This is a genomic window from Mesorhizobium sp. B3-2-1 (assembly GCF_006439515.1).
Lineage (GTDB): Bacteria > Pseudomonadota > Alphaproteobacteria > Rhizobiales > Rhizobiaceae > Mesorhizobium.
Genome location: NZ_VFTI01000002.1, coordinates 308,277 through 326,323 on the forward strand (window position 1 = coordinate 308,277; position 18,047 = coordinate 326,323).

Consider the following 18,047-nt stretch of genomic DNA (forward strand, 5'->3'; position numbering starts at 1 on the left):
GAAGAGCATGACAATGAACCTGATCCGCAACTATCGTAACTGGCGCGTTTATCGCGAGACGGTTACCGAGCTGGGTCGCCTTTCGAACCGCCAGCTGCATGATCTCGGTATCGTCCGCGACGAAATCAAGATCGTCGCCCGCAAGGCGATCTAAACGACGGAATTTCGTCCGGGTCGACCTCCTCCCCGACCTCGACGAATACGGTTAGCCCTTACCTCCTCCCAAGGGTTGACCACCAAAACGGCGCCCGCCGCACCTCCTCCCGCGGCGGGCGTTGTTCCCCAAAAAGGGTTTTGCCCCTTTTAAAAGATAGCAAAAGAGATTTCGTCAAAGCCGACCTCCTCCCCGGCAATGACGAATAGGTTCAACCTTCACCTCCTCCCGAGGGTTGGCCACCCAAACGGCGCCCGCCGCACCTCCTCCCGCGGCGGGCGTTGTTTCCCCAGGGCAAAACGAATTTTGCCCCAGAGGCTTCGCCCTCTTTAAAGATGCGAAAAGAATTTCGTCTGAGCCGACCTCCTCCCCGGCGATGACGAATATGGTCGGCCTTCACCTCCTCCCGAGGGTCGACCCCCAAAACGACACCCGCCGGACCTCCTCCCCCGGCGGGTGTTGTTGTGTTCAGGGGCAGGCTTTCCCGACCAGGCGTTTCGCGCGCGCGACAATTGCAATCGCCGCGGCAAGCGATTATTCCGGCGCCATGAGCAAAAATCCTATCCATATCATCGGCGGCGGGCTCGCCGGTTCCGAAGCGGCATGGCAGGCGGCCGAGGCCGGCGTGCCCGTCATCCTGTATGAAATGCGCCCGGTTCGCGGCACCGACGCCCACAAGACCGATGGCCTGGCCGAACTCGTCTGTTCCAATTCCTTCCGCTCCGACGACGCCGAAAACAACGCCGTCGGCCTGCTACATGCCGAAATGCGGCTGGCCGGCTCGTTGATCATGAGCGCCGGCGACGCCAACCAGGTGCCGGCCGGCGGCGCGCTGGCCGTCGACCGCGACGGTTTTTCCGATGCGGTGACGAAAAAGCTCGAAGCACATCCGCTGATCACCATCGAGCGCGAGGAAGTTCCCGGCCTGCCGCCGGCCGAGTGGGACCAGGCGATCATCGCCACCGGGCCATTGACCGCGCCCTCGCTTGCCCAATCGATCGCCGAAGCGACCGGCGCCGATGCGCTGGCCTTCTTCGATGCCATTGCGCCGATCATCCATTTCGATACGATCGACATGGACACCTGCTGGTTCCAGTCGCGCTACGACAAGGTCGGACCGGGCGGTACCGGCAAGGACTACATCAACTGTCCGATGGACAAGGATCAGTACCTCGCCTTCGTGCAGGCCCTGGTCGACGGCCAGAAGACGGAGTTCAAGCAGTGGGAAGGCACGCCCTATTTCGACGGTTGCCTGCCGATCGAGATCATGGCCGAACGCGGTGTCGAGACGCTGCGCTACGGACCGATGAAGCCGATGGGCCTGACCAATGCGCACAACCCGACGGTTAAGGCCTATGCCGTCGTCCAGCTGCGCCAGGACAACGCGCTGGGCACGCTCTACAACATGGTCGGCTTCCAGACCAAATTGAAGCATGCCGAGCAGGTGCGCATCTTCCGCACCATTCCGGGCCTGGAAAACGCCGACTTCGCCCGCCTCGGTGGCCTGCACCGCAACACCTACATCAACTCGCCGACCTTGCTCGACGGCTCGCTGCAGTTGAAGTCGCGGCCGGGCCTGCGCTTTGCCGGCCAGATCACCGGTTGCGAGGGCTATGTCGAGAGCGCCGCGATCGGCCTGCTCGCCGGACGCTTCGCGGCCGCCGAGCGGCTTGGCCACGCACCGTCGCTGCCGCCGCTCACCACGGCGTTCGGCGCCCTGCTCAACCACATCACCGGCGGCCACATCGTCTCCGACGATGAGCCCGGCAAGCGTTCCTTCCAGCCGATGAATGTCAATTTCGGCCTGTTCCCACCGGCCGAAGCGCAGAAGATCGAAGGCAAGCGCCTGCGCGGCAAGGACAAGACCATAGCCAAAAGGCATGCCATCACGTCGCGCGCGCGGGCCGATTGCCGGCAATGGCTGGGTTTGCCGGCGCCAACGGCTGAGGCGGCGGAATAACGGATTGCCGCATCTGTTGGATCAGAGTGATAAGTAGTATAGTATCCTACTTATCCTAGGAGCCGCACAATGGAATCCGCCGAGAAACTATCCGTCACCGTCACGCCCGCCATGGCACGTATGATCCGAGAAAAAGTCGAGGATGGCTCTTTCGGCTCAGCGAGCGAGGTCATCCGGGCTGCCCTTCGCGCTTTCCAGCGCGAAGAAGAGGAACATGCCGAGCGTATGGCCTCGATCCGGGCGCGCGTGAAGGCATCGATCGAAGACACAAGACCAGGCGTCCCGCTGGATGAAGCGATCGAGCGAGTAAAGAAGCGAATCTCGGAGCTGGCGAGAGAGAGCGATGATCCAGCGTCTCGCCGTCATTCTTAGCCAAGAGGCACTCGCCGATCTGGATTCGATTGCCAGCTATATTCTCGACCAGAGCGGAAGCGAGCGCGTAGCCATTCAATTCGTCGACCGGATCAAGCTTCGCTGCCAGAGCATCGGCAATGCGCCTCGCGGCGGGCGGTCCCGCGACGACATCGTGCCGGGCTTGCGGACCGTTCCATTCGAACACTCGGCCGTCATCGCCTATGTGATCGACAACGACCTCGTGCACATCGTCAAAATATTCTACGGCGGCCGCGACTATGAAACGCTGATGCGTGATGGCGGGTCGAGCGGGCCATCGTAGCAGAACTATTCCGCTGGCTCGACGCTCGCCGACGGCAATCCCGGCTTGCCCGCCTCGCCCGGATTTCTCCGAACATATGCCGCCTTCAGCGTTTCCGAGGTTTCGCGCGAGCCGTCATGGCTCCAGCCTGGCGGCTTGATCAGATAGTTCAGACGCTCGCGCAGCGTCAGACCGGGTGCGAAGGCATCCCTGAACATGCCGATCCATTCGTGGAATGCCACCTTCAGCGGGTTGAAGGTGCCCAGATTCCTGACGATGCCGTAGCGCGGCCGGTCCTCTTCCAATTCCTCGACGAAGGTGCCGAACATGCGGTCCCAGATGATCAGCGTGCCGGCGTAGTTGGCGTCGAGATAGCGCGGGTTGGTGGCGTGGTGGACGCGGTGGTGTGACGGCGTGTTGAAGGTGAACTCGAACCAGCCCCACATCTTGCCGATCGTCTCGGTGTGGATCCAGAACTGCCAGACCAGGTTGAAGCCGAAGGTGAAGGCAATCACGGCCGGATGGAAACCGAGCAGCACCAGCGGCGCTTGCAGCACGAACATGAAGGTGAACAGCCCGGTCCAGCTCTGCCTGAGCGCCGTCGAGAGGTTGTAGTGCTGGCTGGAATGGTGGTTGACGTGCTCGGCCCAGACCCAGCGCACCCGATGCGCGATGCGATGGTAGACATAATAGCGCAGATCATCGAGCAGGAAGGCGGCCAAGAACACCCAGACCGACAGGCCGAGATTGAAGACACGGAACTGCCAGAGCCACAGCAGCGCCCAGTAGGAGACGACGCCGAGCAGCAGCCCGGCAACGACATTGCCGGTGCCCGTCATCAGGCTGGTCAAGGTGTCGCGCGTCTCGAACGAGCCCTTGGCGCGACCTGTGCGCACCAGCCATAATTCGATCAGGATCGCGGCGACGAAAAACGGAATGGCCAGTTGGGTGACCTGCGGAAAATCGTAGCTGTCCATCACGCGGCCTCCCTCGCGGAACTCGTGTCTCGCGGCCCAAGAGCGTTCAGCAAGGCCCGTGCGTCGACGTCACTGGCAAAGCGGAAGCGGCCGCCCTTCCAGATGAAGTCCGTCAGCCGCACCTGGATCGTGTTCGTCTCATCGGCATTGGACACAACGACATCCCCAGGCGTCACGACGCGGGTCAGAAAGCAGTCGCCAATACCTTGGACGATGCCCGTGCGGCCATGGCCAAGATCGAGAAAAGCGGACCGGCTGTCCGCGGTTAGTCGAACAGTAGTCGCAATCTCGTCGGGAAAATCCTCCGCGAAACGGCCTATCGCTTGATCCGCGCCGGTCAGAGTGGCCATCTTGCTGCCGCCGGTGAAATGCACGGCGGCGACCGACAGAGCAATGCCAAGGACGACGATCGCGACCAGCACGGGCAGGCTTATGGATTTCCTCCGGGCCAGCCTGTCGTCTTCTGCGACAGTTCTCGGCAGGCGGACTCCTTAACACAATTGACGTTTACGTCAAAGTGCGGGCCAGCCCTTGCCTGCGCGACGCAGCAGCAACCAATGCCGGCGCAACGCCGACAGCCGCGCCGCGCCGCCGAGCGGTGAGTGGCGCGAGCCTTCCATCTTGTCGAGATAAGCGCGTGACAGCGCCAGCGGCAGGAATGCCGGACGCAACGACCCCGGCAGCGCGGCGGCACCCCGCTCGAAGGCGGAAAAATGTTCGCGCGCCAGCGCGATCATCGCGGCCACGGCGCGCTGAGCGCCAGGCCCGCCATCGCCGGCAACAAATTCTTCCGGCGACGAGCCCGCTGCCGCCAGAATATCGGCCGGCACGAAGCATTGCCCTCGCCTGCGGTGCAGCGGCAACAGAAGCAAAAGGCCCGTCATCGCCTGGGCGCAGCCCGCCCTGCCCGCCAGTTCGGCAAACCCCGGCGCCTCGACAGGATCGAGCACCATTGCCGCGAGCTGGATGAGCGCGGCTGCAGTCTCGCCGCAATAGCCCTCTAGATCGGTGCGCGATGGCATCGGGTCGTCGTAGAGATCGAAGACACGTGCTTCGAGCATGTTCTCGAAGGCCGGTTTCGGCAGGTTGAATGCCGCAATGGTAGCGTTCAAGGCTTCGGCAACGGGATGGCCCGCGCCGGCCTCGCCGCCGGCGGCAATGACATCGCGCCACCATTGCAGCCGCACCTCACCGGGCAACGGCTCATGGATGCGGTCACGGATGCCCGCGATCTCGGCATTGAAAGCGTAAAGCGAAAACAGTGCGCCGCGCTTGTCGGCAGACGCGTAGAGCGCGGTGAGATAGCGATCATGATCGGCCGCGCGCACCGCCTCCATGACGATTTTGGCATTCTGCGACATATCAGTCGACGGCGATGAGCGCGGCAGCCACGGCGCGGTTTTCCGCCAGAAGGACGTTGTAGGTCCGCACTGCTGCCCCGGTCGACATCGGGTCGGAGGCTATGCCTGCATCCTTCAAGGCCCCCCGCAGTGCCACCGGCAACGGCCGCAGATCCCTGCCCATCCCCACCAGCAATATCTCGACCTTGTCGGCCTCGACCAGAAGCCTGTCGAAATCCGCTATCGTCAGCGCCAGGGGATTTGCCGGCTCCCAGCCATGGATGCCGGACGGCAGACATAGGAGCGAGCCGCGATGCGACATGTCGGCAAAGCGGAAGCCGCCATTGCCATAAGCCTCGATCGGCGCGCGGCCGGGGAAATGCGCCTCGCGGATGACGATGCCTTTGCCGGTCACCACTCCGTCACCCCTTCGGGGCCGCACATCAGGTCGCGACCGCCTTACCACCGTTGACCGGCTTTTCCTCATCGGCCGAAGCCTGCGGCCGCAGCTTGAACAGGATCAGCAACGGCGCCGCGATGAAGATCGACGAGTACGTGCCGAACACGACGCCGAACAGCATCGCCAAGGTGAAGGAGCGGATCACTTCGCCGCCGAACAGCACCAGCGCCAGCAGCGCCAAACTGGTCGTCACGGACGTCAGCGTCGTTCTCGACAACGTCTCGTTGATGGCGTTGTTCAACAGCTGCGGCAACGGCATTCGCTTGTATTTTCGCAGATCCTCGCGGACGCGGTCATAGACCACGATCGTGTCGTTCAGCGAATAACCGATGATGGTCAGGATCGCCGCCAGTGACGACTGGTTGAATTCGAGCCCGCTGATGACGAAGAAACCGAGCGTCATGACCACATCGTGCACCGTCGCGACGATAGCGCCGACCGCGAACTGCCATTCGAAACGGAACCAGACATAGACAAGGATGCCGACCAGCGCGACGATCATGGCTATCGTGCCTTGCTTGGCCAATTCGCCGGAAACCGTCGGGCCCACAACTTCGACGCGGCGGAAATTATACTGGTCCTGCAGCTCGCCGCGCACCTTGTCGATCACGGTCTGCTCGGCATTTTCACCCCCGTCCTGTGTGCCGACGCGGATCAACACGTCGTTGGGCGCACCGAACTGTTGCACCTGCACTTCGCCGATGTTCAATTCCGTCAGTCGGCTGCGGATATCGCCGAGATTGGCATCGCCGCTCTTGGATTGGACCTCGATCAGCGAGCCGCCCTTGAAATCGATGCCGTAATTGATGCCGACGCTCATGAACAGCACGACGGACAGTATCGACAATGTGCTCGACAGCGCGAACGTCCACCGGCGGATACCCATGAACGGAATTTTCGTGCCCGGTGGAACGAAGGTCACCGGTGCTTTCGGCAATTCCTTCGGACGGGCACGCCGCAGCCAGATCGAGACCAGCAGGCGGGTGAAGGTGAAAGCGGTGAAGACCGTCGTCAGGATGCCGATGGCATAGGTGATGGCAAAGCCCTTCACCGGCCCGGTACCGAGATAGAACAGCACCACCGTCGCAATGAGCGACGTGACGTTGGAATCGACGATGGTCGCCAGCGCCTTCGAGAAGCCGGTATCGATCGCCTGGATTACCGAGCGACCGGCGCGTCGCTCCTCGCGGATACGCTCGTAGATCAGCACGTTGGAATCGACCGCCATGCCGATGGTCAGCACGATACCGGCAATACCCGGCAAGGTCAGTGTGGCGCCAAGCAGCGACAGCAGCCCGACGATCATCGCCACGTGCACCGCCAGCGCGATGTTGGCGAGGAAGCCGAGGAAACCGTAGGACACGAACATGAACGCCACGACGAGGATCGAACCGATGATGCCGGCGACCTTGCCCGCATGGATCGAATCCTGGCCCAGACCCGGCCCCACGGTGCGTTCCTCAATAACGGTCAGCGTCGCCGGCAGCGCGCCGGCGCGCAGCAGCACGGCCAGGTCGTTGGCGCTCTGGGCAGTGAAATTGCCGGAGATCTGGCCTGTGCCGCCGAGGATCGGCTCGCGGATTTGCGGAGCCGAGATCACCTGGTTGTCGAGGATGATGGCAAACAGCTTGCCGACATTCTGCGCGGTGGCCTGGCCGAAGCGGGCAGCGCCCTTCGAATCGAAGCGGAACGAAACCACCGGCTCGTTGTTCTGCGAATTGTATGTCGCCTGTGCGTCGACGAGGTTTTCACCCGATACGATGACGCGGTTTTCGATCAGGTAGGGAACGGGCGGATCGTCCTGCGAATAGAGCACCGAATCGCCGGCCGGCGGGCGTCCCTTGAGGGCGTCCTGCACCGGCATCGACTGGTCGACCATCTGGAAGGTCAGCTTTGCGGTCTGGCCGAGGATTTCCTTCAGCCGCTGCGGATCCTGCAGGCCAGGCACCTGGACAAGGATGCGGTCGTCGCCTTGCCGCTGCACGATAGGCTCGGTCGTGCCGAGTTCGTTGACGCGGCGCTGGACCACTTCGATCGACTGCTCCAATGCGGTCGATGTGCGGTATTTGATGCCGGCGTCGGTGACGGTGAACTTGAGCAGGCCGGGCTCCGAATCGTCCAGTGACATTTCCTGGATGGAGCCGCCTGTGAACAGGCCGGCGGCGACGGGATCCGTCAAGCTCTTCAACGCCTTCTTTGCGGCATCGAGTTGGGCCGGATCGGTGATGCGGACCTGCAACGTCCGGCCCGTGCCGGCAAGGCCGGTATAACCAATCTTGGCATCGCGCAGCAGTGTGCGGATTTCATCACGCGCCGTCTCCAGCCGATCCTTGATCAGATCGTTCTGGTTCATCTCCAGCAGGATGTGCGAACCGCCCTGCAGGTCGAGGCCGAGCGTCATCTGCCGCTTCGGTACCCAACTGGGAAGCTGGGCCAGCGTGCTGGCGGGGAACAAATTGGGCGCGGCGAGGATCACTGTGGCGGCCACGGCCAGCCAGATCAGGATCATCTTGAAGCGCGAGAAATAAAGCATATGGCGTCGTCCGTCAGAGCGTGTCCGCGGATCGCTCCGCCTTGAATCTGGTTATTTCTTGGCGTTCTGGTTGGCGACCGGTTCGCCCTTGACGCGCACGTCGGCGATCGTCGAGCGCAGCGCCGTCACCTTGGTGCCGCCGCCAAGATCGATCTCCAGTTCGTTGTCGTCGATCACCTTCGTCACCTTGCCGACGAAACCGCCGCCGGTGACGACCGTGTCGCCGCGACGAACCGCCGCCAGCATCTCGCCGCGCTTCTTCAGCTGCGTGCGCTGCGGGCGGATGATCAGAAAATACATGATCACGAAAATCAGGACAAACGGCAAAATGCTGATGAACATATCGGGAGACGCGCCGCCGATGCCTTGGGCGTATGCCGGTGTCACGAACATCGAGGTACTCCTGAATTTTGAAAACAGCAGCCAAACCCTCTTGTGGAATTTGGCAGCCCCTAGAAATTTGGCCGGAATATAGTCGGTAAAGTTGTCAATGCAACTGCGCGGCCGGGCAAATCCGCTGCTTTTCCGGCCTGTTTAGCCGTGTTAGAGCAGGATCACGAAAAGCGCGAGCCGGTTTTCGGAAAAGATCACGTTCGAACAAATGGTTGCAACCGGTTTCGAAACCGCCGGAATCGAACCGGGGCCGCCTGCCACGGCAAAAACCAAAACAAAAAGACCTGACATGACCGACACCAGCATCGACGCCCTGAACCAGAAACTCGACCGCCTGATCGAGGCGGTCAGCCGGCTCGCGCCGCCGCCGGTGCCTGAAACCGACCTCAATACGGCAGATTGCTTCGTCTGGCAGGCCGATCCCGGTTATCTGGAGCCGGTGCGCAAGGTCAACCGCGTCGACATCGGCCTGATCCGCGGCGTCGACCGCGTCCGCGACATCCTCGTCGACAACACCGAGCGCTTCGCCGCCGGCTTCGCCGCCAACAACGTCCTGTTGTGGGGCGCGCGCGGCATGGGCAAATCGTCGCTGGTCAAGGCCGTGCATGCACAAATCAACGCCAAGGCCAAATCCGGCCTGCCGCTGAAGCTGATCGAAATCCACCGCGAGGACATCGACACACTGCCGAAGCTGATGGGCTTGCTGAAGGCGGCCCCTTTCCGCGTCATCCTGTTTTGCGACGACCTTTCCTTCGATCATGACGACACGTCCTACAAGTCGCTGAAGGCGGCGCTTGAAGGCGGCGTCGAGGGCCGCCCGGCCAACGTCATCTTCTACGCCACCTCGAACCGCCGCCACCTGTTGCCGCGCGACATGATCGACAATGAGCGCTCGACCGCCATCAACCCGTCCGAAGCGGTCGAGGAAAAGGTCTCGCTATCCGATCGTTTCGGCTTGTGGCTCGGCTTTCACAAATGCTCGCAGGACGAATATCTCGACATGATCAACGGCTATGCCAGCCATCATGGTCTCGACATCGACCCCGAGCAGCTGCGGGCAGAGGCGCTGGAATGGGCGACGACGCGCGGCAGCCGCTCGGGCCGGGTCGCCTGGCAGTTTACCCAGGATCTGGCTGGTAGGCTCGGCAAGCCGCTACAGGATTGATGCGGTCATTTGGGTGGCTGCGGCCGTCGCAGGTCGCGCGGCGTTTGGCCGATCTCTCGGCGCATCCAATGCGCCAAGTGTGACTGGTGCGCAAAGCCCGTCATTTCAGCGACTTCGCTTGTGCTGAGATCGCCTCGCTGCAGCAGAACGCGTGCGCGTTCGACGCGACGTCGCAACACATAGCGGTGCAAGGTGACGCCCGTCGCCACCTTGAACCATGTCCGCAAATGCGAGCTGCTCGCGCCGGCAACTCGGCTTAGTCGATGGATCGAAAGCGGCTCGTGGAGAGCCGCCTCGATGTGTTCCAGCACACGCTGGAGCTGGGCATTCGACAAGCGGTTCGTTGGACCGATATCAGGATCACCGAGGCCAAGCAGCCTCACCGCCAGTGCGGCGCCAATGCTGTCGGCAAACAAAGGGTCACTCGGCGAGTTTGCATTCAGTTCGCTCTCGAGCGCTCGAGCGAGATGTTCGATGCGCTGATCACGAAGCAGGTGCCGCGTGTCGAGCCGTAATGCTTGCGCCTTGCCGCCAAGCTCCTCCGCCACCCTTTCCATCAAGGCTGGCCGCAACGCGATCTCCAGCGTGTCGAACGAGGTTTCGGCCTCGAAGCCGCCCTCCTGGCCGGCCGGCACCAGGTCGATATCGCCGGCGCGCCTGACGAAATATCGTCCGACCCGATTGCAGTAGGAGCGCGTCGCCGCACTTGCATGCACCATGATGCGATGGTGTGACGCCGGGGGCAGGCGGTGGACGCCAGCTTCGATATGCCGGGAGGCCATTGTGACGTCGGACGCGGCTTGGGCCGGACCGTATTGCGAACGCATGCTCTCTCGATTCGTGGCAAAACCTGTTCAAAATTTGGCAATTCCCGCGCGATTTTCAATGCCGTGGACCTGTACTCACGCCTCTCCATCAAACTTGGACGAGAGGTTATGCCATGAGTTTCTATGTTGTTGTCGGAGCGGGGCCGGTCGGTCGCGAAACCGCTCGCCTTCTTGGCGAGGAAGGACATGATGTCGTTCTCACCAGCCGAAGCGTCGGTTCGAACACGTTGCGGAACGTGCGGGCCGTACAGGCCGACGCCACCGATGCCTCGGAACTCGCGCGTGTCTGCCAAGGCGCCGACGCCATTTTCATGTGCGCCATGGCCACCTATCACAGGTGGCCAACCGATTTTTTCCCCATCATCGACGGTACCGTGCGCGCGGCGGAGGCGGTCGGCGCGAAGCTCATCGTCCTTGGAAACCTGTATGGCTATGGGGAAAGTGCCGACAGCCCGCTTCGCTCCGACCTTTCCCTGGATCCGACTTCGAAGAAAGGAACCGCAAGGACGATCATGTGGCAGCGGGCGGTCCGTGCCGACGTACCGGCACTCGAAGTGCGATCCAGCGACTATCTCGGACATGGCGCCATCAGCTACTTCTCGCTGGTCGCGCTGCCCTCCATCATCGAGGGGAAGCCCACCGCTTTCATTGGGAACCTCGACGCAACCCATGCCTGGGCCTTCACCAAGGACGTCGCCAGGACGCTTGTCGCGGCTTCCCGTTACACGGGCGAATGGGGGCGAGCGTTTCACGTTCCCTCGCAATACGCCTCACCCCGCCAACTCATCCTGAAAACCGCTGCGATGCTTCGGCAAGAGGCCTTGGAAATCCGTTCCTATTCCACTGCCGAGATGGAAGCATTGGGCATGCATGAGCTCATCGAGATGAGCTATCTTTTCGAGACCCCCTTGCTGGTGGATTCCTCCGACGCCGAGATGCTTCTCGGTATCAAGGCCAGCAGCCTCGAGGTGATGATCGCCGACACGCTGCGCGATCATCTTTGAGCCTTGAGAAACAGCCATCCGACAAAACTGAAAAAGCCCGCTCCTTGCGGGGCGGGCCTGAGCCGGCGGGCAGGACTGGAGGTCAGGCGGCCCGCGAATCGCTTTTTTTATTCTATTCGAGATAACCTGACGGATCGACCGGAGCCGAGTTCTTGCGCACTTCGAAGTGCAGCTTCGGCGAGTCCGTCGTGCCGCTCATGCCCGAAAGTGCGATTTCCTGGCCGCGCTTGACCTTCTGGCCGCGCTGCACCTCGATCGAGCTGGCATGACCATAGACGGTGACCAGACCGTTCTCGTGACGCACCAGCACCGTGTTGCCGAATTCCTTCAGCCCGTCGCCGGCATAGATGACGACGCCGTTCTCGGCCGCCTTGACCGGCGTGCCAGTTGGCACGGCGATGTCGACGCCGTCCTTGCCGGATCCGAAACTGGAAATCACCCGGCCGCGAACCGGCCAGCGCATCTTGCCGATCCCAGTGGCACCCGGCGCCACCGCGTCGTCGTCCTCGGCCTGCTGGATGACCTTGGCGTCCTTCTTCGGCGGCGTGTAGGATGCCAGCGTTTCCGACGGCGTGGTCTTTGCCGGAGCTTGCGTGGTTGCGGTGGTCACCGGATCGACTTTGGCCGGCTTGGCACTGGCGACTGTCGCTGTTCCGCCGGCCGGCACCTTCAGGGTCTGGCCAATCTTGAGCAAGCCATCCTTCATGCCATTGGCCTGCTTCAGCGCCACGACGCCGACGCCGGTCTTCCTGGCAATCGAGGACATCGTGTCTCCCGACTGGACCGTATAAGTGCCCGCAGCGCCGGTTGCCTTGGCCACCTGCGCCGGCTTTGGCTCCTTGGGCTGGCTCGCGGCGGCCGACGCGTCGACCTGGGCCGCGGACTTGCCCTCCTTGAGCTTCGGCTGCTGCGGCAGCACGGCGACCTTGTCCGGCGCGGTGGCCGGCAGATCGTGCTTGCCGTCCTTCGCCGGCTTCGCGTCGGCAACCTTCGGCTCGCCCTTGCTTGAATAGGCATAGGCCGGGATGACGATCTTCTGACCGGTCCTCAGCCCCTTGGTCGGGCTCAGGCCGTTCACCTTCATGATGACATCGGCCGGCACCTTGTAATGTGCCGCAAGGCCGGAAAGGGTCTCGCCGTCCCTGACAACGATTTCTGTCGCGTGCGGCGTGCCGGCCTGGGCCATCTTCGGCTCGTCCGGCTGGGCATTCTTGAAAGGCTTCGCGGCCGGCGCAACAGTGCCGGTCGTCGCCCTGTCGAGATGCGGCGCCGGGCGAACCAGGGCCGGCGCCGATGCGACTCGCACCGGATTGGTGGCGGGCGCGAGCGCTGGAGCCGGCTGCGCCTGCGCGGAAGCCGGTGGCGGCAATGGCCGGCTGGAAACCGGTTCGAGACTGGAGCGGCTCACCGACTGCGTGTGGCTGCCGTCGAGCGGAGCGGCCGAGACATCGCCCGGATAGGGCTGAACCGCATCCTGCTTGTTGATGATGGCGCGCTGATTGTTTGTCGAGGAAGTGAAGACGTCGTCGACACTGTTGAACCGCGAAGCCTGGGAACTGCACCCTGCCGCCGCGCCCGCAATCATCAGAACAGCGCAGCCCCGCGCCAGATTGCGACTATTTGCCTTCAAAACACTGAGTTGCATCGCACTAACCCGCACAAACGCTGCACCAACTGGACAGGATTAAAGCGCGTTAATGTTACTGGGCGGTTAACCCATTAGAATCCGACGAAAATTTTCTTAAAACATTTGAGGATGGTCGGCGATACCGATAGCTGGGTCCGAAAGAGATCCGGCAGCCGGCCTGAAACTAGATAACCGCTGCCAAACTGCGCAGGATCGGTTGCAGCCGCACCATGCCGATATCCTCGCGTTCGAAACGGCTGCCGACCTTGGTGAGCTTGGCCAGCACCTGCTCGCCCTCCTCCGGCCCGATCGGTGCGATGACGATGCCGCCGCTCGACAATTGGTCGAGCAGGAAGCGCGGCAGGCTGTCGAATGCCGCCCAGGCTACGATGCGGTCGAACGGCCCTTCATTGGGCAATCCGTTGGAACCATCGGCCTGGCGCGCGATGGCATTGCCCATGCCGAGCGCCTCGAAACGCTGGCGGGCTTGCTCGACCAGCGTCTTGTAGCGATCGACGGTCACGACGCGCGCCGCCAGCCGCGACATCACGGCCGCCGTGTAACCTGAGCCGGTGCCGATTTCGAGCACGCGGTTTCCCGTTTCGATGGCGAGTGCGGCGATCACCGCCGCCTGCATGTCAGCCCCTTCGATCGCCTCACCGCATTCGATCGGCAGCATGCGATCCGACCAGGCGATCGGGTGGAACTGCGCCGCCAGGAAGCCGCGTCGCGGCGTTGCTTCGAAAGCCGCGATCAGCGCCTTCGGGACCATTCCCCTGCCGCGCAGGCGCAGCAGGAAAGCTGCAAATCCTTCGCGATCATCGATTGGAAAGCCTTGATTCATGCAAGCGCCTTGCTCAATTGGTCACGGATCTCATGCGCGGTGAGGTCGAGCTGCAACGGCGTCACCGACACCAGCCGGTTGCGCAGGGCAAAGAGATCGGTTCCCTGCTTGCCTTCGACCGGCTCGCGGCCGAAGCGCAGCCAGTAATAAGGCAGGCCGCGCCCGTCGCGGCGCTCGTCGACCCACAGGCTGTGCACCAGCTTGCCCTGCGTGGTGACCACCGTGCCGGCCACTTCCTCGGGAAGGCAGTTCGGAAAGTTGACGTTGAGCAGCACGCCGTCCGGCAGCGGCGCCGCGACGAGCTTCTTCAGCAGCGCCGGCGCCAAAGCCTCGGTGGTCTCATAGGGGACGACACGGTCTTCGCCGACATAGCTGTAACCCTGGCTGAGCGCGATCGAGCGGATGCCGAGCAGTGCGCCTTCCATGGCGCCGGCGACGGTGCCCGAATAGGTCACGTCGTCGGCGATGTTGGCGCCCGAGTTGATGCCGGACAGGATCAGGTCGGGTGCGCCGGGCAGTATCTTCCTGACGCCCATGATGACGCAGTCGGTCGGCGTGCCGCGCACGGCAAAATGCTTCTCGCCGATTTTTCGCAACCGCAGCGGCTCCGAGATCGACAGCGAATGCGCATAGCCCGACTGGTCCTGCTCCGGCGCCACCACCCAGACGTCGTCGGACAGTGTGCGGGCGACGCGCTCGAGTGACGCCAGGCCCTCGGCATGAATGCCGTCGTCATTGGTCAGAAGAATGCGCATTATTTCGATTCGATCTTTTCCAGACCGCCCATGTAAGGCCGCAGCACTTCAGGAATGGTTACGCTGCCATCCTCATTCTGGTAGTTTTCGATGACAGCAATAAGCGCGCGGCCGACAGCGGTGCCCGAACCGTTGAGCGTATGGACGAAACGGTTGCCCTTGCCGTCCTTGTCCTTGTAGCGGGCGTCCATGCGGCGCGCCTGGAAATCGCCGCAGACAGAGCAGGACGAGATTTCGCGATAGGCGTTCTGGCCAGGCAGCCAGACTTCGATGTCGTAGGTCTTGCGCGCGCCAAAGCCCATATCGCCGGTGCACAGCACCATGGTGCGGAACGGCAGGCCGAGCCGCTTCAGCACTTGCTCGGCGCACTCAGTCATCCGTTCATGCTCGGCGAGCGAGGATTCCTGGTCGGTGATCGACACCAGTTCGACCTTGTAGAACTGATGCTGGCGCAGCATGCCGCGCGTGTCACGTCCCGCCGAGCCTGCCTCCGAGCGGAAGCAGGGCGTCAGCGCGGTGTAGCGCAGCGGCAGCTTTTCATGCGCGGTGATCTCTTCGCGCACGAGATTCGTGAGCGGCACTTCGGCGGTAGGGATCAGGCCAAGCCTGCCCTCCCCGTGCGGCGTGAAGAACAGATCCTCCTCGAACTTCGGCAACTGGTTGGTGCCGAACAGAACGTCGTCCTTCACCATCAGAGGCGGGATGACCTCCTCATATCCGTGCTCGGTCGTGTGCAGGTCGAGCATGAACTGGCCGAGCGCGCGTTCCATCCGCGCCAGACCGCTCTTGAGCACGGTGAAGCGCGAACCCGACAGTTTCGCCGCGCGCTCGAAATCCATCATGCCGAGCGCTTCGCCGATCTCGAAATGCTCCTTCACCCAGTTCGGCCGCGTCGGCGCCTTGCCGACGATATGCCTGACGACATTGTCGTGCTCGTCCTTACCGACCGGCACGTCGTCGAGCGGCACATTGGGCAGCACCGCCAGCGCGTCGTTCAGGGCCTTGTCGAGCTCGCGTTCGCGCGCCTCACCATTCTGGATGAAGGTCTTGATCTCGCCGACTTCGGCTTTCAGTTTTGCGGCAAGGGCGGCATCGCCCGAACGCATGGCGTTGCCGATCTCCTTCGAGGCGGCGTTGCGGCGCTCCTGCTTGGTCTGCAATTCGGTGACGTGCTCGCGCCGCGCCTCATCCCGGGTGATCAGATCATCGACCGTGGACTGCGCCTCCTCGGACGACCACGAGCGCTTGACCAGCGCCTCTACAAGGGCCTTCGGGTTGTCGCGAATCCATTTGATGTCAAGCATGGTCTATCCGTCCTCAAGCTAGGCTTGAGGGGCGTAAACCGCATCCTTGATCGATGCAAGATGAGGCGGGGCGGCGGTTGTCGTTTTCCGCCGCCGCTGATGCCTTACGAGGCAGCAGGCGCGGGAGGCTCGTCCGGCGCCTTATCCGCCACGGTCTCGCCCGCTTCCTGCTTCTCGCGTGCAAGCCGCTGTTTTTCCTGATCCCGCTCGATCCACCGCGCGGCCCAGATGGAGACCTCGTAGAGAAGGATGGTCGGAAGGGCCAGGCCGATCTGGCTCATCGGATCCGGAGGTGTCAGCACCGCTGCAACGATGAAGGCGATGACGATCGCCCATTTGCGTTTCTCGGCCAGCGCCTTGGACGACAGCATGCCGACGCGCGTCATCAGGCTGGTCACCACCGGCAGCTGGAACACCAGGCCGAAGGAGAAGATCAGCGTCATGATCAGGCTGAGATATTCCGACACTTTCGGCAGCAGCGAAATCTGTACCTGGTCGTCCGTGCCGGTCTGCTGCATGGCGAGGAAGAACCACATCACCATCGGCGTGAAGAAGAAATAGACCAGCGAAGCGCCCATCAGGAACAGGACGGGCGACGCGATCAGGAACGGCAGGAAGGCATTGCGCTCGTTCTTGTAGAGGCCAGGCGCGATGAATTTGTAGATCTGCGTGGCGATCAGCGGAAAGGCGATGACCATGCCGCCGAACATGGCGAGCTTGACCTGCGTGAAGAAGAACTCCTGCGGCGCGGTGTAGATCAGCTCGACCTTGTGCGGGTCGAGCCCCGCCCATTTCGTCGCCCATTTGAACGGGACGACCAAAAGGTTGAACAGCCTTTTGGCGAAGAAGAAGCAGACCAGGAAGGCTACGAAGAAGCCACCGAGCGACCAGATCAGTCGCCTGCGCAGCTCGATCAGGTGCTCCATCAGCGGCGCCGACGATTTTTCGATCTCGTCCTTTTCCTTGTCCGAAACGCTCACTTGGCGGCTCCAGCCGTCTTCTTGGCTGCCGGCTTCTTCGCCGGAGCAGGCTTCGGTTCGGCTTTCATCCCAGCCTTGGCGGCAGTCGACTTGACGGCAGCCGGCTTCGTCGCAGCCGCGGTGGCAGACGCTGCCGCTGTCGTGGCCTTTGTCGATGCCTTGGGGGCGGCTTTTGCCGCCAGCGCGGGTGCGGCCTTTGCCGTCACCGCCTTTGTGGACGCCGAGGCCTTGGACGGCGCTTTTGCAGCCGGTGCCGTCCTGGAGGTTTTCTTAGCTGCCTTCGGCGCAACTGCGGATTCCGTGGATGCCGTCACCACCGATTCATCGGTCATCGCCGGGAAAATCGGGGCTGGTGTCGTGGCTTCAGGGCCGTTGACGCCAGGCATGGTCGTTGCACCGTTCTTCAACGGCTCGGCCACCTGTGGCGTCGAAGCGACGGGCGCCGACGGATCGGCGGCTGGTTTCGGCTTCATCGCGGCGTCGACGCCGGCGCGTACATCGGCCGCGGCCTGCTCGAACGGATTGAGCTGCTTCTTGATCTCGGCGACCGGGCTCAGGCCCCTGAGTTCGTCGACTGACTTTTTGACGTCGTCGAGCTCGGCTTCCTTCAATGCCTCGTTGAACTGCTTCTGGAAATCGCCCGCCATGGCGCGTAGCTTCGCCGTCGTGCGGCCGAAGGTGCGCAGCATGTTGGGCAAATCCTTTGGCCCGACGACCACGATCATGACGATCGCGATCACCAGCATTTCGGTCCAGCCGACTTCAAACATGGCAATCTGTTCCGACTAGAACTCTTTGGCTCAGCTCTTGCTGGCCTTTTCCTTCGCGGCCGAAACGGTCTCATCGGCACGGTGTTCGACGGTGCGCTTGTCGTCGGCGACGTCGTCGTCGGCCATGCCCTTCTTAAAGCTCTTGATGCCCTTGGCCATGTCGCCCATCAGCTCCGGGATCTTGCCGCGGCCGAACACCAGAAGCACGATGACCAGTACGATCATCCAGTGCCAAATCGAAAATGAACCCATAGCAAATCTCTCTCGAATGGTTTCCCTGGCGATGATCTATGCGTTTT

General features: G+C 62.5%; 20 protein-coding genes. 6 read left to right on the forward strand and 14 right to left on the reverse strand.

Translation table 11 applies throughout. The annotated features are described in order from the left end of the window. The first annotated feature begins 13 nt into the window (after positions 1 to 13). The 4 genes from FJW08_RS03290 (at position 14) to FJW08_RS03305 (ending at position 2,790) form a co-directional block, all read left to right on the forward strand. Positions 14 to 154: a DUF1127 domain-containing protein gene (locus FJW08_RS03290; protein ID WP_135904405.1), complete on the forward strand. Its 141-nt coding sequence runs from the start codon at positions 14 to 16 to the stop codon at positions 152 to 154. A 547-nt stretch (positions 155 to 701) separates the two neighbouring features. Further along, positions 702 to 2,114, forward strand: a complete 1,413-nt coding sequence (trmFO, locus tag FJW08_RS03295; RefSeq protein WP_140808773.1) for a methylenetetrahydrofolate--tRNA-(uracil(54)-C(5))-methyltransferase (FADH(2)-oxidizing) TrmFO — start codon at positions 702 to 704, stop codon at positions 2,112 to 2,114. Between the two features lie 69 nt (positions 2,115 to 2,183). Beyond that, positions 2,184 to 2,486: a type II toxin-antitoxin system ParD family antitoxin gene (locus FJW08_RS03300; protein ID WP_084637101.1), complete on the forward strand. Its 303-nt coding sequence runs from the start codon at positions 2,184 to 2,186 to the stop codon at positions 2,484 to 2,486. Further along, complete coding sequence (locus tag FJW08_RS03305) at positions 2,458 to 2,790, forward strand: type II toxin-antitoxin system RelE/ParE family toxin (RefSeq protein WP_140808775.1); 333 nt, start codon at positions 2,458 to 2,460, stop codon at positions 2,788 to 2,790. The genes FJW08_RS03300 and FJW08_RS03305 overlap by 29 nt, the downstream gene beginning before the upstream one ends. Before the next feature lie 5 nt (positions 2,791 to 2,795). Here the strand turns inward: FJW08_RS03305 and FJW08_RS03310 are convergent, their stop codons facing one another. From FJW08_RS03310 to yajC, 6 genes are all read right to left on the reverse strand, one after another. Next, on the reverse strand, positions 2,796 to 3,746 hold the full coding sequence (locus tag FJW08_RS03310) for a sterol desaturase family protein (RefSeq protein WP_181182819.1): 951 nt from the start codon (positions 3,744 to 3,746) through the stop codon (positions 2,796 to 2,798). After that, entirely contained in the window at positions 3,746 to 4,180 is a 435-nt protein-coding gene (locus tag FJW08_RS03315) for a hypothetical protein (RefSeq protein ID WP_140808779.1), read from the reverse strand. The genes FJW08_RS03310 and FJW08_RS03315 overlap by 1 nt, the downstream gene beginning before the upstream one ends. Before the next feature lie 78 nt (positions 4,181 to 4,258). Further along, entirely contained in the window at positions 4,259 to 5,107 is an 849-nt protein-coding gene (locus tag FJW08_RS03320; RefSeq protein ID WP_181182820.1) for a phytoene/squalene synthase family protein, read from the reverse strand. Between the two features lies 1 nt (position 5,108). Further along, a complete protein-coding gene (locus tag FJW08_RS03325; RefSeq protein ID WP_140761371.1) occupies positions 5,109 to 5,501 on the reverse strand; it encodes an Mth938-like domain-containing protein in 393 nt (130 codons plus the stop codon). A gap of 28 nt (positions 5,502 to 5,529) precedes the next feature. Then, complete coding sequence (gene secDF, locus FJW08_RS03330) at positions 5,530 to 8,079, reverse strand: protein translocase subunit SecDF (RefSeq protein ID WP_140808781.1); 2,550 nt, start codon at positions 8,077 to 8,079, stop codon at positions 5,530 to 5,532. Between the two features lie 51 nt (positions 8,080 to 8,130). Further along, positions 8,131 to 8,472, reverse strand: coding sequence for a preprotein translocase subunit YajC (gene yajC, locus FJW08_RS03335; RefSeq protein WP_010909882.1), 342 nt, complete (start codon positions 8,470 to 8,472; stop codon positions 8,131 to 8,133). 289 nt (positions 8,473 to 8,761) lie between these two features. On the opposite strand from yajC, the gene FJW08_RS03340 reads away from it, so the two are divergent. Beyond that, the gene (locus FJW08_RS03340; protein WP_140808783.1) at positions 8,762 to 9,637 is read left to right on the forward strand and encodes an ATP-binding protein; all 876 of its coding nucleotides are present in this window, start codon (positions 8,762 to 8,764) and stop codon (positions 9,635 to 9,637) included. 5 nt (positions 9,638 to 9,642) lie between these two features. Here the strand turns inward: FJW08_RS03340 and FJW08_RS03345 are convergent, their stop codons facing one another. Next, positions 9,643 to 10,464 (reverse strand): AraC family transcriptional regulator, encoded by an 822-nt coding sequence (locus tag FJW08_RS03345; RefSeq protein ID WP_140808785.1) that lies wholly within the window; start codon positions 10,462 to 10,464, stop codon positions 9,643 to 9,645. A 113-nt stretch (positions 10,465 to 10,577) separates the two neighbouring features. Here FJW08_RS03345 and FJW08_RS03350 point away from each other — a divergent pair, with 113 nt between their 5' ends. Next, positions 10,578 to 11,468 carry an NAD-dependent epimerase/dehydratase family protein gene (locus tag FJW08_RS03350; protein ID WP_140808787.1) on the forward strand — a complete coding sequence of 297 codons (891 nt, stop codon included), beginning with the start codon at positions 10,578 to 10,580 and terminating at the stop codon, positions 11,466 to 11,468. 112 nt (positions 11,469 to 11,580) lie between these two features. Here the strand turns inward: FJW08_RS03350 and FJW08_RS03355 are convergent, their stop codons facing one another. The 7 genes from FJW08_RS03355 to FJW08_RS03385 all read right to left on the reverse strand — a co-directional run bounded on the left by FJW08_RS03355 (position 11,581) and on the right by FJW08_RS03385 (position 18,000). Continuing rightward, positions 11,581 to 13,113, reverse strand: coding sequence for a peptidoglycan DD-metalloendopeptidase family protein (locus tag FJW08_RS03355; protein ID WP_140808788.1), 1,533 nt, complete (start codon positions 13,111 to 13,113; stop codon positions 11,581 to 11,583). A gap of 166 nt (positions 13,114 to 13,279) precedes the next feature. Beyond that, entirely contained in the window at positions 13,280 to 13,939 is a 660-nt protein-coding gene (locus FJW08_RS03360) for a protein-L-isoaspartate(D-aspartate) O-methyltransferase (RefSeq protein WP_140808790.1), read from the reverse strand. Continuing rightward, positions 13,936 to 14,694 (reverse strand): 5'/3'-nucleotidase SurE, encoded by a 759-nt coding sequence (surE, locus tag FJW08_RS03365; protein WP_140761390.1) that lies wholly within the window; start codon positions 14,692 to 14,694, stop codon positions 13,936 to 13,938. The genes FJW08_RS03360 and surE overlap by 4 nt, the downstream gene beginning before the upstream one ends. Then, on the reverse strand, positions 14,694 to 15,998 hold the full coding sequence (serS, locus tag FJW08_RS03370) for a serine--tRNA ligase (RefSeq protein ID WP_140808791.1): 1,305 nt from the start codon (positions 15,996 to 15,998) through the stop codon (positions 14,694 to 14,696). Before serS ends, surE begins: the two co-directional genes overlap by 1 nt. A gap of 104 nt (positions 15,999 to 16,102) precedes the next feature. Beyond that, entirely contained in the window at positions 16,103 to 16,978 is an 876-nt protein-coding gene (tatC, locus tag FJW08_RS03375) for a twin-arginine translocase subunit TatC (RefSeq protein WP_140808794.1), read from the reverse strand. Beyond that, positions 16,975 to 17,748, reverse strand: coding sequence for a Sec-independent protein translocase protein TatB (gene tatB, locus FJW08_RS03380; protein ID WP_140808796.1), 774 nt, complete (start codon positions 17,746 to 17,748; stop codon positions 16,975 to 16,977). Before tatB ends, tatC begins: the two co-directional genes overlap by 4 nt. Before the next feature lie 30 nt (positions 17,749 to 17,778). Then, complete coding sequence (locus FJW08_RS03385) at positions 17,779 to 18,000, reverse strand: twin-arginine translocase TatA/TatE family subunit (RefSeq protein WP_015317533.1); 222 nt, start codon at positions 17,998 to 18,000, stop codon at positions 17,779 to 17,781. Positions 18,001 to 18,047: the final 47 nt, after the last annotated feature.

Excerpts from the sequence above, each read along its gene's own strand:
- FJW08_RS03290 (WP_135904405.1), top strand. The coding sequence starts at position 14 with ATGAACCTGATCCGCAACTATCGTAACTGGCGCGTTTATCGCGAGACG.
- trmFO (WP_140808773.1), top strand. The coding sequence starts at position 702 with ATGAGCAAAAATCCTATCCATATCATCGGCGGCGGGCTCGCCGGTTCC.
- FJW08_RS03300 (WP_084637101.1), top strand. The coding sequence starts at position 2,184 with ATGGAATCCGCCGAGAAACTATCCGTCACCGTCACGCCCGCCATGGCA.
- FJW08_RS03305 (WP_140808775.1), top strand. The coding sequence starts at position 2,458 with ATGATCCAGCGTCTCGCCGTCATTCTTAGCCAAGAGGCACTCGCCGAT.
- FJW08_RS03310 (WP_181182819.1), bottom strand. The coding sequence starts at position 3,746 with ATGGACAGCTACGATTTTCCGCAGGTCACCCAACTGGCCATTCCGTTT.
- FJW08_RS03320 (WP_181182820.1), bottom strand. The coding sequence starts at position 5,107 with ATGTCGCAGAATGCCAAAATCGTCATGGAGGCGGTGCGCGCGGCCGAT.
- secDF (WP_140808781.1), bottom strand. The coding sequence starts at position 8,079 with ATGCTTTATTTCTCGCGCTTCAAGATGATCCTGATCTGGCTGGCCGTG.
- yajC (WP_010909882.1), bottom strand. The coding sequence starts at position 8,472 with ATGTTCGTGACACCGGCATACGCCCAAGGCATCGGCGGCGCGTCTCCC.
- FJW08_RS03340 (WP_140808783.1), top strand. The coding sequence starts at position 8,762 with ATGACCGACACCAGCATCGACGCCCTGAACCAGAAACTCGACCGCCTG.
- FJW08_RS03345 (WP_140808785.1), bottom strand. The coding sequence starts at position 10,464 with ATGCGTTCGCAATACGGTCCGGCCCAAGCCGCGTCCGACGTCACAATG.
- FJW08_RS03350 (WP_140808787.1), top strand. The coding sequence starts at position 10,578 with ATGAGTTTCTATGTTGTTGTCGGAGCGGGGCCGGTCGGTCGCGAAACC.
- FJW08_RS03355 (WP_140808788.1), bottom strand. The coding sequence starts at position 13,113 with ATGCAACTCAGTGTTTTGAAGGCAAATAGTCGCAATCTGGCGCGGGGC.
- FJW08_RS03360 (WP_140808790.1), bottom strand. The coding sequence starts at position 13,939 with ATGAATCAAGGCTTTCCAATCGATGATCGCGAAGGATTTGCAGCTTTC.
- surE (WP_140761390.1), bottom strand. The coding sequence starts at position 14,694 with ATGCGCATTCTTCTGACCAATGACGACGGCATTCATGCCGAGGGCCTG.
- serS (WP_140808791.1), bottom strand. The coding sequence starts at position 15,998 with ATGCTTGACATCAAATGGATTCGCGACAACCCGAAGGCCCTTGTAGAG.
- tatB (WP_140808796.1), bottom strand. The coding sequence starts at position 17,748 with ATGTTTGAAGTCGGCTGGACCGAAATGCTGGTGATCGCGATCGTCATG.
- FJW08_RS03385 (WP_015317533.1), bottom strand. The coding sequence starts at position 18,000 with ATGGGTTCATTTTCGATTTGGCACTGGATGATCGTACTGGTCATCGTG.